The 14597-nt window shown below is 51.6% G+C and carries 16 protein-coding genes; 4 read left to right on the top strand and 12 right to left on the bottom strand.

Going from position 1 to position 14597, the window contains the following annotated elements:
• Positions 1-51: 51 nt before the first annotated feature.
• The 11 genes from nanQ to zapE form a co-directional block, all read right to left on the bottom strand.
• Complete coding sequence (gene nanQ, locus RGV86_RS15395) at positions 52-516, bottom strand: N-acetylneuraminate anomerase (protein ID WP_085460266.1); 465 nt, start codon at positions 514-516, stop codon at positions 52-54.
• On the bottom strand, positions 513-1388 hold the full coding sequence (nanK, locus tag RGV86_RS15390) for an N-acetylmannosamine kinase (protein WP_000209043.1): 876 nt from the start codon (positions 1386-1388) through the stop codon (positions 513-515). The genes nanQ and nanK overlap by 4 nt, the downstream gene beginning before the upstream one ends.
• Positions 1385-2074, bottom strand: coding sequence for an N-acetylmannosamine-6-phosphate 2-epimerase (locus RGV86_RS15385; RefSeq protein ID WP_000054234.1), 690 nt, complete (start codon positions 2072-2074; stop codon positions 1385-1387). Before RGV86_RS15385 ends, nanK begins: the two co-directional genes overlap by 4 nt.
• A gap of 47 nt (positions 2075-2121) precedes the next feature.
• Positions 2122-3612, bottom strand: coding sequence for a sialic acid transporter NanT (gene nanT, locus RGV86_RS15380; RefSeq protein WP_000108483.1), 1491 nt, complete (start codon positions 3610-3612; stop codon positions 2122-2124).
• Between the two features lie 107 nt (positions 3613-3719).
• Entirely contained in the window at positions 3720-4613 is an 894-nt protein-coding gene (gene nanA, locus RGV86_RS15375; protein ID WP_000224714.1) for an N-acetylneuraminate lyase, read from the bottom strand.
• Between the two features lie 123 nt (positions 4614-4736).
• A complete protein-coding gene (gene nanR / locus RGV86_RS15370; RefSeq protein ID WP_000990910.1) occupies positions 4737-5519 on the bottom strand; it encodes a transcriptional regulator NanR in 783 nt (260 codons plus the stop codon).
• Between the two features lie 117 nt (positions 5520-5636).
• The gene (gene sspB / locus RGV86_RS15365; RefSeq protein ID WP_000366123.1) at positions 5637-6134 is read right to left on the bottom strand and encodes a ClpXP protease specificity-enhancing factor; all 498 of its coding nucleotides are present in this window, start codon (positions 6132-6134) and stop codon (positions 5637-5639) included.
• 5 nt (positions 6135-6139) lie between these two features.
• Positions 6140-6778, bottom strand: a complete 639-nt coding sequence (gene sspA, locus RGV86_RS15360; protein WP_000257293.1) for a stringent starvation protein SspA — start codon at positions 6776-6778, stop codon at positions 6140-6142.
• A 394-nt stretch (positions 6779-7172) separates the two neighbouring features.
• Positions 7173-7565: a 30S ribosomal protein S9 gene (rpsI, locus tag RGV86_RS15355; RefSeq protein ID WP_000829818.1), complete on the bottom strand. Its 393-nt coding sequence runs from the start codon at positions 7563-7565 to the stop codon at positions 7173-7175.
• A gap of 15 nt (positions 7566-7580) precedes the next feature.
• Positions 7581-8009, bottom strand: coding sequence for a 50S ribosomal protein L13 (rplM, locus tag RGV86_RS15350; RefSeq protein ID WP_001517180.1), 429 nt, complete (start codon positions 8007-8009; stop codon positions 7581-7583).
• 218 nt (positions 8010-8227) lie between these two features.
• Positions 8228-9355 (bottom strand): cell division protein ZapE, encoded by a 1128-nt coding sequence (gene zapE, locus RGV86_RS15345; protein ID WP_001192359.1) that lies wholly within the window; start codon positions 9353-9355, stop codon positions 8228-8230.
• A 193-nt stretch (positions 9356-9548) separates the two neighbouring features.
• Between zapE and zapG the strand changes: the two genes are divergently transcribed.
• From zapG to degS, 3 genes are all read left to right on the top strand, one after another.
• Entirely contained in the window at positions 9549-9947 is a 399-nt protein-coding gene (zapG, locus tag RGV86_RS15340; protein ID WP_010345273.1) for a Z-ring associated protein ZapG, read from the top strand.
• 155 nt (positions 9948-10102) lie between these two features.
• The gene (gene degQ, locus RGV86_RS15335; protein ID WP_000745039.1) at positions 10103-11470 is read left to right on the top strand and encodes a serine endoprotease DegQ; all 1368 of its coding nucleotides are present in this window, start codon (positions 10103-10105) and stop codon (positions 11468-11470) included.
• A gap of 89 nt (positions 11471-11559) precedes the next feature.
• Positions 11560-12627, top strand: a complete 1068-nt coding sequence (gene degS / locus RGV86_RS15330) for an outer membrane-stress sensor serine endopeptidase DegS (RefSeq protein WP_000497715.1) — start codon at positions 11560-11562, stop codon at positions 12625-12627.
• 61 nt (positions 12628-12688) lie between these two features.
• On the opposite strand, the gene mdh is transcribed toward degS, so the two are convergent.
• Complete coding sequence (mdh, locus tag RGV86_RS15325; RefSeq protein ID WP_001295272.1) at positions 12689-13627, bottom strand: malate dehydrogenase; 939 nt, start codon at positions 13625-13627, stop codon at positions 12689-12691.
• 434 nt (positions 13628-14061) lie between these two features.
• On the opposite strand from mdh, the gene argR reads away from it, so the two are divergent.
• Positions 14062-14532 carry a transcriptional regulator ArgR gene (gene argR, locus RGV86_RS15320; protein ID WP_001257843.1) on the top strand — a complete coding sequence of 157 codons (471 nt, stop codon included), beginning with the start codon at positions 14062-14064 and terminating at the stop codon, positions 14530-14532.
• Positions 14533-14597: the final 65 nt, after the last annotated feature.

Here is a 14597-nt window from a genome sequence, read left to right as displayed (position 1 = left end):
TTCGCCAGACAGTGTCTGGCGAATTTATAAAACGAGCTATCCAACTAAATTTTAAGCCATTAACTCGGCCTTAACCTTCACTACCACCTTTTTAATCTCACCAGGTTCGCCGACAACGCATCCCGGTTTATGCGGTTCTCCTGGCATAAACACGGCGAACATTCCCGGTTTCAGGATGATGGCTTGCTCGTTCTCAATGGCGCTGCAAAGCTGGTAATCATCTTCATGGTGGAACTCTTCACACTGGCGCGCAGTACCTGCCATACCAAACAGAATCCGCTCCTCGCCGTTTAATAACAGCTGGATGTCAATGTACTGCTGGTGCAATTCGGCTTTTTTCTCAACGGGCGATTGAGTGTTAAACGTCATGACATTCATAAAGATATTGTCGCCCTGCAATTCGTAACGACCCGGCGCTTTTTCCTGCGGCCTGGCAGCTAATGCCAGCGTTAACGCGTCCAGTAGTGCTGGATGTAAACCGGCAGATGGTAACGACTGTACTTCACCCATCATCATAATTTTTCTCCCTGAGCCAACAACGCAGCCCCAAGTAAACCTGCATCATGGCGGTAGTGCGCCGCCAGTAACTCAACATGAAATGCCGCTGGCTCCTTAGCCAGATTCGTTTCCACCAGCGCCAGATACCCTTCCGCCAGCCCAACACTGCCGCCGAGCACCACACACTGGCAATCAGTCGTGGCTTTAACATCGGCAATCAGTCTTGCCAGCGCATGTGCGGAGCGATGAATCAGTTGCTGCGCCTGCTCGTCACCCTGTCCGGCGCGCGTGAAAATGGTTTTCGCATCCGCGCCAGCCAGCTCACCCTGCGCCGCCGCCGCAATACCGCGACCAGAAGCAATCGCTTCCACGCAACCTGTGCGTCCACAGCCACAGACAGGCCCCTGCGGATCGGCAAGCGTATGCCCGATGTGCCCCGCCAGACCGCCTGGGCCGGTAAGCAGTTTGCCGCCGCTCACTACACCGCCGCCAACACCAGTGGAAACGGTGATAAACACCATATCGGTTATATCGCCTTCCAGCGCCTGATACTCCGCCCACGCTGCGGCCTGCGCATCGTTAATAGCAATGGTCGGCAAATCGGTAAGTTGTTCCAAAGTTTTGACTAACGGAAAATGTAGTAATCCACCGAGATTATGCGGATTCAGCGCCAGCAAGCTGCCATCGCGGATGATCCCGGTTGAAGCGATGGCAACCTGCTGCGCATGAGCTTGCAACGGGGAGACTAACGCGGCCAAGGCTTCACGCAAGGCTTCTGGTGTCTGGCTGGCAGGCGTAGGAAGTTCTCGGCGATCGCGGATCTGCCCATCAGCGCCAATCAGCGCGGCGGCAAGTTTAGTACCGCCGATATCAATCGCCAGTGTGGTCATAGCACCGCCTTTTTCATCGCTGTGTTGTACCACTGACAAATGTGTTCAAGACGCGTAATGGCAGAACCGACCGTTACCGCCCATGCGCCGTGGCGCATCGCATCCGCCGCCTGCGCTGGCGAGTTGTAACGTCCTTCGGCAATTACCCGACATCCGGCGTCGCTCAACGTTTTCACCAGCGCCAGATCCGGCTCTTCTGGCGTTACAGGCGTGGTATAGCCAGAAAGCGTAGTGCCAATAATTTCGGCTCCCAGCTTTTGGCATGCCAGGCCGTCTTCCGGCGTTGAGCAGTCGGTCATCGCCAGTAAACCGTGATGGTGAATACGTGCCAGCAGCGTTTCAACAGGCACCGGACGCGGTCGGTCGGTGCCGTCAATCGCGATAATGTCCGCGCCCGCCTGCGCCAGTGCATCAACATCTTCAATATAAGCTGTGATACGTACCGGAGAATCCTCCAGATCGCGTTTCACAATCCCGATAATCGGCACGCTCACCACCGCACGCGTGGCTTTCAGGTTTGCCACACCTTCTATGCGAATAGCAACCGCACCTGCCTGCTCTGCCGCTAATGCCATGGCAGCAACGATTTCGGGTTTATCGAGCGGGCTGTCCGGAACCGGCTGGCAGGAGACAATCAGTCCACCGTTAGCGGCGATTTTTTGATCCAGTTGTGCAAGTAACGACATACATCTTCCCTTAGCGAAAGACCCGGTACAGAGACCGGGCTACAGAATTAACTTTTGGTTTTGACTAAATCGTTTTTGGCGCTGCCAAACGGTACGGCACCGCTAAATGGTTTGCCGTCGATAGCGTCATGAGTCCGCAACGCTTCCGGGCGCAGCCAACGCTGAACGCGGGATGGCATATCCAGACCAATCAGCAAGATCACCACGAACGTCAGACTGAACGAGAGCGATCCCAGCGCAGTGCCCAGATCCAGACGTTGAGCGATCAACGCGCCGAGGATTGGAGCCAGTGCGCCGCCAAGTGCGCCGACGTTGTAGGTAAAGCCCAGCCCCGCTGCACGCTGGTCGGTATCGAAATAACCGCCGATCAGTTTCGGTAAGATCCCGGAGATGCCCTGACCAAGCATTTGCTGGAAGAACAGTAACAGACCGAGTACCCAGACGTTTGCGCCGCCAATCGCAAACACCGGAATAATCAGCAATTGTGAAGCTAACAGGCTACAAACGTAGGCTTTGCGCGTTCCCAGCCAGTCACCGAGGAAGCCACCGACGCAGCAACCCACCGCCGCACCAAAACCACTAAAGAACAACACATTGGCGACCGTATGTGGGTTATAAGCCAGCTCAGTTTTCAGATACGTCGGCAGCAGCGCCTGAATCGGCCATGAGTAGAGGAAAGCAAACAACACAACCACCATCAGCATCACACCGGTTGGCCAGCGTTTGCCCGTACTCTGTACCATAAAGCTGATAAAAATTGCGGCGCATAACAGCCCAAGAACAGCGACGATTGCGGCATTTTGCAGGTTGCCGGCAAAGCAGAACCACAGCGCAGTAGCTGCCGCCAGTGTCATCACGATATTGGCGATGCGATGTTCACCACGGTAAAGAATATCCACCATTGTGCGTACCGGTGCTTTACCCCCGTGTTTCTCTTTCCAGTCTTCCGCTTCCGGGATATTTTTACGCAGCCAGAGAGCAAAGATGATCGGTAAGATGCCGATAAAGAACAGCGCACGCCAGCCCCAGATCGGAACCACCAGGCTGTAAACCTGAGCGGCAACGACAGCACCCACAGAGAAACCGGAAATCAGAAAACCACTGGCTTTGTTACGTAGGTGTTTTGGCCAGCTTTCAATGACATAGGTGGCGCTGGAACCGTATTCTCCTGCCATCCCCATGCCGATCACCAGACGAGCGATAAACATAGTGATGTAGCCTGGCGCAAAGCCACAAGCCAGCGTCCCGACCGAGAAGAGAACGATACTGGTGACCATTGCCAGACGACGCCCGTAACGATCCCCCATAGCCCCAAGCATCAAGCCGCCGAACCAGCGTGAGATAAAGGCTGCGGAGATCAGACTTGCCGCCTGCACCGTCGTCAGCCCAAATTCACCTTGTACTTCGGTGAGTACCAGGGCAATTAAAACGAAATCAAAACCATCAAGTAGATATCCCAACCAGGCAGCGGAAAATGCTCGCCATTGTGCGCGGTTGAGATGGCGATACCACGGGATATTCTGGGTTGTAGTACTCATTGTGAGTCTCCCGCGATGGGCGTTGCCCACACGCTTTGGTATGAAAGTTGTAGGGTACAGATGCGTTTATTTCCCCTCACCCGGTAGGGGCGAGTGAGGGGAAAAACTCACCCGCGCTCTTGCATCAACTGCTGAGCCAGCGCCTTCAGTTCTGGCAGATATTTTTCATCCACCGGACCAAACGGTTTGCGGCACAGCGGAACGGACACCACATCCATATAGTGAAGAACTGTTTTCAGGCCACGGAATACGCCTGTTTTAATCAGCAAATCAATGACTTTGTTGCACTCGGTTTGCAGTTTCTGCGCGGTTTGAATATCGCCCTCTTTCAACGCCTTAACGATGCCCTGATAACGCCAGCCCATGATGTTGTAGGTACTACCGATACCACCATCAGCGCCCGCCAGCAGGCCGGAAGCAAAGATTTCGTCGTAACCGTTGTAGAGCACCAGATCAGGATGTTCACGACGGATCTGCTCCATCTGATAGAGATCGCCAGAGGTCTGTTTCAGCGCCCCGACACCCGGCAACGTAACCAGAGTGTTGATCTGATCCAGGGTCAGTTTAACGCCGCTTAACGCCGGAATGTTGTACACCACCATCGGCAAACCATCCGCTGAATCAATGATTGCCCGATAGTGATCGCAGTGTTCTTCAAAGCTAAAAGGATAGTAGAACGGCGTAACGGCAGAGACGGCATCAAAGCCATAACGTTTAGCGGATGCCGCAAGTTGTTGGCTTTCAGCAGTGCTGACGCAACCTACGTGAGCGATTAATTTAATCTTGCCTTTCGCCTCTTCCGCGACGATTTCCAGTACCTGTTCACGCTCGGAAAGGCTCTGCACAAAGGCTTCGCCGGTTGAACCACCTACGTATAAACCGTCGATGCCCTGCTGAATATTGAACTGAACCAGGCGGCGCAGACTCGCTTTATCCAGTGCTTGTTGTTGGTCAAAAGGAGTCAGGAGTGCGGCCATTACGCCACGTAAATTTGTTGCCATAAATACCTCTGAAGTGATGCTTGCCTGTTAAAAACGATATACCTTTATACCTGTTATACCAGATCAAATAAGCAACACATCATACAGAACGCTTATAATGCGATCTGCTTCACTAAAGTGGCATTATTTTTTTTTGTTAGTGGTTTGACCGAAGGCGTGCCAGGTGGCAGAAACGCTGTTGAGGTGCGATTGCAATGCGCGATCGGCTTCATCGGGATCGTGACGACGGATCGCATCAACGATCGCAATATGCTGCTGATAACTAACGTTGTTATGCTCGTGCAGCGCCTGATCGGCGACTGTCGGACGGGCGGCGATCAGCCAGTCGAGCAGAGCAACGTGGATCGCCATAAAGATCGGGTTCCCAGGGATCTCTGCCAGCACACGGTGGAAATCAACATCTGAACGAATAAACGCGGCGTTGTTATCCAGCGACTGACTGTTGATTTCCAGTGCTTTGGCCAGCAAATCAATTTGTTCATCGGTGGCATGTTCAGCCGCATAGCGCACCAGGCTGGACTCAAAGAACAGACGTAACTGTTCGAAATGGGCTATCCCGCCAGGATGGGAAAGAAAATCTTTTGCCATGCCGGAAAGCTCGCCGATGATGGTGTCCGCAGAAGGACGCGAGACACGAGCGCGTTCACCATTATTAATTTGTACCAGACCTTTGCGCTTTAACGCCGCCAACGCTTCACGTACCGAAGGACGCCCAACGTTAAAGAACGCCATAAGTTCGCGTTCAGATGGCAGTTGCTCACCTTCGCCAAATTCACGACGGCGGATCATCTGCTCCAGCTCTTCCTCCACCATTTCGGAGAGTTTTTTGCGCGCCAGTGGACGACGACGCAAGTTACGACCGATAGTAGCCGGAGAATCTTCTGCTTGCGGATCAAATGCGTTCATAGAGCTCTTTCTGGGAAAATATGTTGACGGATAATAGCGAAGTTATCGTAACACAGTATTAAAATCAGGCGAAAAGAAGGTAGATAGCAAAACAGGCCACATGGGCCTGTTTATCATTTATTTCACAACCCGCAATGCCGGGCGTCCACCGCGTGGAGGCTGTGGCGGTTCATCGTCAGGATGATGGTCATCATCGTGATCGGGCTTATCGCCATCAATAACCGACATAACGGTTTCATTATCTGCCGACGCTTCATCATCATTCATGATACTGGCATCTTCATCGTAGGCAGCTTCAGGCTCGAACATTGTTCCTGCGCCATTTTCGCGGGCGTAGATAGCCAGCACGGCAGCCAGCGGTACTGAAACCTGACGCGGAATGCCACCAAAGCGCGCGTTAAAACGCACTTCATCATTCGCCAGTTCCAGATTGCCAACCGCACGCGGCGCAATGTTGAGTACGATTTGCCCATCACGTGCATATTCCATAGGAACCTGCACGCCAGGGAGCGTCACATCCACCACCAGGTGCGGCGTGAGCTGGTTATCCAGCAACCACTCATAGAATGCACGCAGCAGATAGGGACGACGTGGTGTTAGCTGTGACAAATCCATACAGATTAACTCCGGCCCAGACGCATTTCACGTTCTGCTTCAGTTAAAGAAGCAAGGAAAGAGTCACGCTCAAAGACGCGGGTCATATAGCCTTTCAGCTCTTTCGCACCCGGGCCGCTAAACTCGATGCCCAGTTGCGGCAGACGCCACAGCAGCGGAGCAAGGTAGCAATCGACCAGGCTGAACTCATCGCTCAGGAAGTACGGCTTCTGACCGAAGACCGGCGCAATCGCCAGCAGTTCTTCGCGCAGTTGCTTACGTGCGGCATCGGCTTCAGAGGCTGAACCGTTGATGATGGTGTTCATCAGCGTGTACCAGTCTTTTTCGATACGGTGCATGTACAGACGGCTTTCACCGCGAGCTACCGGGTAAACAGGCATCAGTGGCGGATGCGGGAAACGCTCATCCAGATATTCCATAATGATGCGAGATTCCCACAGGGTCAGTTCACGATCCACCAGGGTCGGAACGCTCTGATTCGGGTTGAGGTCAATCAGATCCTGAGGCGGATTGTCCTTTTCCACGTGTTCGATCTCGAAACTTACACCTTTCTCAGCCAGCACAATGCGGACCTGATGGCTATAGATGTCAGTAGGACCGGAAAACAGCGTCATTACCGAACGTTTGTTGGCAGCGACAGCCATGAAAACCTCCAGGTATAGTCAGAATTTTTACTGCTACCAGCCACCAGGTGGCCAGTCAGAAGTTATGTTACCCAGTAAGGAACGACTCTCTTTGTTCGAAAATCAAACAAAAAATGAGCAATACCCGACATTTGGGCAGAAAATTGGATGATAGTTTACCAGATTTTGCGACCTTTGTGGTAAGTCGATACCAGAAATGGGGAAAAAGAGATGCGCTTTAGTCTGAAATGGTTGACTTAATCCCTTATCGGCGATGTTGTTTTTGTTTTACCTGCCTGTCAGGCGGTAGCAAAAAGCACCTTTCCATTTTTACGCTGATTCAGATTTTAGCCATAAAAAAACCCGCCGAAGCGGGTTTTTTTCGCAAATTGTATTCTGCCGGAGCAGAAAGCAATTAACGTTTGGAGAACTGCGGACGACGACGTGCTTTACGCAGACCGACTTTCTTACGTTCAACCTGACGAGCGTCACGAGTAACGAAGCCAGCTTTACGCAGTTCAGAACGCAGGGACTCGTCGTACTCCATCAGAGCGCGGGTGATACCGTGACGGATCGCACCAGCCTGACCAGAGATACCACCACCTTTAACGGTGATGTACAGATCCAGTTTCTCAACCATGTCGACCAGTTCCAGCGGCTGACGAACTACCATGCGGGCAGTTTCACGACCGAAGTACTGTTCCAGAGAACGTTGGTTGATAACGATTTTACCGTTGCCCGGTTTGATGAAAACGCGAGCTGCGGAACTTTTGCGGCGACCAGTGCCGTAGTATTGATTTTCAGCCATTGCCTATAATCCCGATTAGATGTCAAGAACTTGCGGTTGCTGTGCCGCGTGGTTGTGCTCGTTACCCGCGTAAACTTTCAGTTTACGGAACATAGCACGACCCAGCGGGCCTTTTGGCAACATGCCTTTAACCGCGATTTCAATCACACGCTCAGGACGGCGAGCAATCATCTCTTCAAAGGTCGCTTGTTTGATACCACCGATGTGACCGGTGTGATGATAGTACACTTTGTCAGTACGCTTGTTGCCGGTTACAGCAACTTTGTCAGCGTTCAGAACGATGATGTAATCACCAGTATCTACGTGCGGAGTGTATTCCGCTTTATGCTTACCGCGCAGGCGCAGAGCCAGTTCGGAAGCCAGACGGCCCAGAGTTTTACCGGTCGCGTCAACAACATACCAGTCGCGTTTTACGGTTTCTGGTTTAGCTGTAAAAGTTTTCATTAAAAGCTTACCCAATAAATAGTTACACGTTGGTGAACACCCAAACGTCTTCAATTGTTGAGGTTCACACGACAAAGTCCGGCAAACCTACCCCTTCGAATAGCCTATGCCAGCACACAAAAAGTTTTGGGAAAAAAACTTTCTTGTAACGTGGGGTCGCAAGATTATAGAGAAGTCGGGGTCAAAGATCGACCCCTTTTTGTGATTTGTGACAGGTTTTAACCCGCCAAATGCTCGCGCTTCAAATACTCTTCGCTTTGCATCTCTTGCAGACGTGACAGGCAACGCTGGAACTCAAACTTCAGCCGCTCGCCCTGATAAATCTCATACAAAGGTACTTCCGCGCTCACCACCAGCTTGACATGGCGCTCGTAAAATTCATCCACCAGCGCAATGAAACGCCGCGCTTCACTCTCCATCAACCGCGTCATGACGGGCACATCAAACAACATCACCGTGTGAAACAGACGTGAGAGCGCAATATAGTCATGCTGGCTGCGGGCATCAACGCACAGCGTGGTAAATGACACCGCCAGCGTCTGGTTTTCTACGCCCATCGTCGCCAGCGGTCGATGATTGATTTCCAGCGTAGGGGCTTGTTCTCGTTTTGCACCTGCCAGCGCCAGCCACAGCTTATCCATCTGCTCACGCGTTTCATCATTAAGCGGCGACAGCCACAGATGCGCCTGAGTAAGGGTACGCAGCCGATAATCAACACCGGCGTCCACGTTCATAACATCACAATACTGTTTAATGGCATCAATTGCAGGAAGAAAACGCGCACGTTGCAGGCCATTGCGATAAAGCTCATCCGGTGGAATATTTGACGTCGCCACCAGCGTTATGCCGCGAGCAAACAATGCTTTCATCAGGCCACCCAGCAGCATGGCGTCGGTAATATCAGAAACAAAAAATTCGTCAAAACAGAGCACGTCAGTTTCGGCTTTAAAGCGATCGGCAATAATTTCCAGCGGATCGCTCTGCCCTTGCAATGCGGTTAATTCTTCATGCACCCGCAGCATAAAACGGTGAAAATGCAGCCGCTGTTTTCGCTCTCCCGGCAAGCTTTGATAGAAAAGATCCATCAACCAGGTTTTTCCGCGCCCTACACCGCCCCACATATATAAGCCACGCACCGGCGCGTTGCTTGTATCTTCGCGCTTACCCCACAGCTTACCGACCCGTGCCATTAACCCGCTAGCCCTGGCGACTGGCGGCGTGCTGTTGATTAATTCCTGGTAGATAATCTCCAGCCGACTGACGGCCTCTTTTTGTACGTCGTCGGGTTGATGGCTGCCTTCATTGAGCGCCTTCAGGTATTGCGATGTCGGGGTAACGCTTTGCATGATGTTCTTGTTATTCCTTGAATAATCGGTGTGCCGTTGTTCACGGTTGACGAAAAAAAGGCCGTTCTACACTACGCGATATGCAGTCGGGATTCCACTTCTGTGGAATTAACGGTTATAGTGGCATAATCAGCCGCAGGCATGGAGCCTGAAGCCAACACCCTACGGAAACAAAAGACAACGGGAGATGTTCATGACCTGGGAATATGCGCTAATTGGGTTAGTCGTCGGCATCATTATTGGTGCTGTGGCCATGCGTTTTGGTAATCGTAAACTGCGCCAGCAACAGGCGTTGCAGTACGAACTTGAAAAGAATAAAGCTGAACTGGACGAGTATCGCGAAGAGCTGGTTAACCACTTTGCCCGCAGCGCGGAATTACTGGATACTATGGCGCACGACTATCGCCAGCTGTATCAACACATGGCGAAAAGCTCCAGCAGCCTGCTGCCGGAACTGTCTGCTGAAGCCAACCCGTTCCGCAATCGTCTGGCAGAATCTGAAGCCAGCAACGATCAGGCTCCGGTGCAGATGCCGCGTGACTATTCTGAAGGCGCATCCGGCCTGTTACGTACCGGCGCGAAGCGCGACTAATTTATTTTGCGGGCGCAGCCATTGCGCCCTCCTCTTCTCTTCTTCCCCCGACTATCATTTAATCTGGTGTCTCATTGTTTACCATCTGAAAATTCAATAACATCAAACTGTTTTGAATCTCTTTTTCTTATCATTCAGGTACGAGAGCAGGAATAATGAAAAAGCAAACCCAGCTGTTGAGTGCATTAGCGTTAAGTGTCGGGTTAACTCTCTCGGCGCCGTTTCAGGCCATCGCATCGATTCCCGGCCAGGTTGCCGGTCAAGCGCCACTGCCCAGTCTGGCGCCGATGCTGGAAAAAGTGCTTCCCGCAGTGGTCAGTGTTCGAGTCGAAGGAACCGCCAGCCAGGAGCAGAAAATTCCGGAAGAATTCAAAAAGTTTTTTGGTGATGATTTACCGGATCAGCCTGCGCAACCTTTCGAAGGTTTAGGTTCCGGCGTCATAATCAATGCCAATAAAGGTTATGTGCTGACCAACAATCACGTCATTAATCAGGCACAGAAAATCAGTATTCAGCTCAATGACGGGCGTGAGTTTGATGCGAAGCTGATTGGCGGTGATGAGCAGAGCGATATTGCCCTGTTGCAAATTCAGAATCCCGGCAAATTAACGCAAATTGCCATTGCCGACTCCGATAAACTGCGCGTCGGTGATTTTGCCGTCGCGGTCGGCAACCCGTTTGGTCTTGGGCAAACCGCCACCTCCGGGATTGTTTCCGCATTAGGCCGCAGCGGGTTAAATCTCGAAGGTCTGGAAAACTTTATTCAGACCGATGCCTCTATTAACCGTGGTAACTCCGGCGGTGCACTGTTAAACCTTAACGGTGAATTAATTGGCATCAACACCGCAATCCTTGCCCCGGGCGGCGGTAGCGTAGGAATTGGTTTTGCCATTCCGAGTAATATGGCGCGTACCCTGGCGCAGCAACTTATCGACTTTGGTGAAATCAAACGCGGCCTGTTAGGCATTAAAGGCACCGAAATGAGTGCCGATATCGCCAAAGCATTTAATTTAGACGTTCAGCGCGGCGCGTTTGTCAGCGAAGTGCTGCCAGGTTCTGGCTCGGCAAAAGCAGGCGTGAAAGCAGGCGATATTATTACCAGTCTCAACGGCAAACCGCTGAATAGCTTTGCTGAGTTGCGTTCCCGTATCGCGACCACCGAGCCGGGCACGAAAGTGAAACTCGGCCTGCTGCGTAACGGCAAACCGCTGGAAGTAGAAGTGACGCTCGATACCAGCACCTCATCGTCAGCCAGTGCCGAGATGATCACACCTGCGCTGGAAGGCGCGACGTTGAGTGACGGTCAGCTAAAAGATGGCGGCAAAGGTATTAAGATCGATGAGGTTGTCAAAGGAAGCCCCGCCGCTCAGGCTGGCTTGCAAAAAGATGATGTGATCATTGGCGTCAACCGCGATCGGGTGAATTCGATCGCTGAAATGCGCAAAGTGCTGGCGACAAAACCGGCCATCATCGCCCTGCAGATCGTACGTGGCAATGAGAGCATTTACCTGCTAATGCGTTAATGTCGTAAACCGGGCATCAGGCTGACGTGTGATGTCCGGTTAACTCGTGGTATGCTGCTGCCGTTCCCTTTTTTAATGACGCCTCCATCATGTTTGTGAAGCTCTTACGTTCCGTTGCGATTGGATTAATTGTCGGCGCTATTCTGCTGGTTGCCATGCCTTCGCTGCGCAGCATTAACCCGCTTTCCACACCGCAATTCGACAGTACCGATGAGACGCCTGCCAGCTATAATCTGGCGGTTCGCCGCGCCGCGCCAGCGGTAGTCAACGTTTATAACCGTGGTTTGAACACCGCCTCACACAACCAGCTTGAGATCCGTACACTGGGATCTGGCGTGATCATGGATCAACGCGGTTATATCATCACCAATAAACACGTGATCAACGACGCCGATCAGATCATCGTCGCCTTACAGGATGGTCGTGTTTTTGAAGCATTACTGGTGGGATCTGACTCTCTAACCGATCTGGCGGTGCTTAAAATTAATGCCACTGGTGGTTTACCCACTATTCCTATCAATTCACGACGCGTACCGCACATTGGCGATGTGGTGCTGGCGATCGGTAACCCGTATAACCTTGGGCAGACCATTACCCAGGGCATTATCAGTGCCACAGGTCGAATCGGCCTGAACCCGACCGGGCGGCAAAACTTCCTGCAAACCGATGCTTCCATTAACCACGGTAACTCCGGCGGCGCGCTGGTGAACTCGCTGGGAGAACTGATGGGTATCAACACGCTGTCGTTTGATAAGAGTAACGATGGCGAAACGCCGGAAGGTATCGGCTTTGCGATTCCTTTCCAGTTAGCAACCAAAATTATGGATAAGCTGATCCGCGATGGTCGCGTGATCCGTGGATACATTGGCATTGGTGGACGAGAAATCGCACCTTTGCACGCGCAGGGCGGCGGCATCGATCAACTGCAAGGGATTGTGGTTAACGAAGTGTCACCTGATGGTCCGGCGGCTAACGCGGGTATCCAGGTCAACGATCTGATTATCTCTGTGGATAACAAACCAGCCATCTCCGCACTGGAGACGATGGATCAGGTTGCGGAAATCCGACCTGGCTCAGTGATCCCAGTTGTAGTGATGCGTGACGATAAGCAGCTAACGTTGCAGGTCACCATTCAGGAATATCCAGCGACTAATTAAGTCGTGCGCTCAAAACAAAAAACCGGAGTCTGTGCTCCGGTTTTTATTATCCGCTAATCAATTACTTATTAACGAACTCTTCGCCCAGGGCGATATCTTTCTTCAGCGTATCCAGCATACCTTCCAGCGCGTTCTGTTCAAATGCGCTCAGGGTGCCGATAGATTTACGCTCTTCCACGCCGTTTTTACCCAGCAGCAGCGGTTGAGAGAAGAAACGTGCGTACTGACCGTCGCCTTCAACGTAGGCACATTCTACAACGCCTTGTTCGCCCTGCAGTGCGCGAACCAGAGACAGACCAAAACGTGCAGCGGCCTGGCCCATAGACAGGGTTGCAGACCCGCCACCGGCTTTCGCTTCAACCACTTCAGTACCCGCGTTCTGGATACGTTTGGTCAAATCAGCCACTTCTTGTTCGGTGAAGCTTACGCCAGGAACCTGAGACAGCAGCGGCAGAATGGTAACACCAGAGTGACCGCCAATAACCGGCACTTCAACTTCGCCCGGCTGTTTGCCTTTCAGTTCCGCAACAAAGGTGTTGGAACGAATGATATCCAGCGTGGTAACGCCGAACAGTTTGTTTTTGTCATAAACACCGGCTTTTTTCAGCACTTCTGCAGCGATAGCCACAGTGGTGTTCACCGGGTTAGTGATAATACCAATGCACGCTTTCGGGCAAGTTTTCGCAACTTGCTGTACCAGGTTTTTCACGATACCGGCGTTAACGTTAAACAGGTCAGAACGATCCATACCCGGTTTACGCGCAACACCTGCAGAAATAAGAACGACATCTGCGCCTTCCAGAGCAGGGGTCGCATCTTCACCAGAAAAACCTTTGATTTTCACAGCAGTAGGGATATGGCTCAGGTCGACGGCCACACCGGGAGTGACTGGAGCGATATCATACAGGGAGAGTTCTGAACCTGAAGGCAGTTGGGTTTTTAACAGTAGTGCAAGCGCCTGGCCGATACCACCAGCAGCGCCGAGGACTGCGACTTTCATCCTAAACTCCTTATTATATTGATAAACTAAGATATGTTGCTCCGCTGCCGCGACCTTAATCCACAAATTCCCTGTTTACAATGACCACTTCTCAAGAATGTGTAGTCACGCAAATTTGGCGTTTATGCATTTAATTGACGTAATCAGGGAGCTAACTTACGTAATTAACAGTCGCTTATGCATTAGGGCAACATTCCAACAGGTGGTGACAATATACCCTACCGTTCAGCCAAAACAACATCATTTTGATAACAATTAATTTACTTTTAAGCGAAATTTACATGCCGTGACGCAGGCATGTTTCTCAATAACGAAATTTGATAAAATCCCGCTCTTTCATAACATTATTTCAGCCTTCTCCAGGGCAGACTGTTTGCATAAAAATTCATCTGTATGCACAATAATGTTGTATCAACCACCATATCGGGTGACTTATGCGAAGCTCGGCTAAGCAAGAAGAATTAGTTAAAGCGTTTAAAGCGTTACTTAAAGAAGAGAAATTTAGCTCCCAGGGCGAAATCGTCGCCGCATTGCAGGAGCAAGGCTTTGACAATATTAACCAGTCTAAAGTCTCGCGGATGTTAACCAAGTTTGGTGCTGTACGTACCCGCAATGCCAAGATGGAAATGGTTTACTGCCTGCCAGCTGAACTGGGCGTACCAACCACCTCCAGTCCGCTGAAAAATCTGGTGCTGGATATCGACTACAATGACGCTGTTGTGGTGATTCATACCAGCCCTGGCGCGGCACAATTAATTGCGCGTCTGCTGGACTCTCTGGGCAAAGCAGAAGGTATTCTTGGCACCATTGCCGGTGATGACACCATCTTTACCACCCCTGCTAAAGGTTTTACCGTCAAAGACCTGTACGAAGCGATTTTAGAGCTGTTCGACCAGGAGCTTTAATCTCTACCCCGCCGCTTCTGGCGGCGGGAAAAATGCTGCATTCGCCTCTTATCCCCCTGCTTTCC

The sequence above is a fragment of the Escherichia ruysiae genome, assembly GCF_031323975.1.
In the GTDB taxonomy this organism is placed as follows: domain Bacteria; phylum Pseudomonadota; class Gammaproteobacteria; order Enterobacterales; family Enterobacteriaceae; genus Escherichia; species Escherichia ruysiae.
Note: the sequence above shows the minus strand (reverse complement) of the source record. Positions and strands in the feature narration are given on the sequence as shown.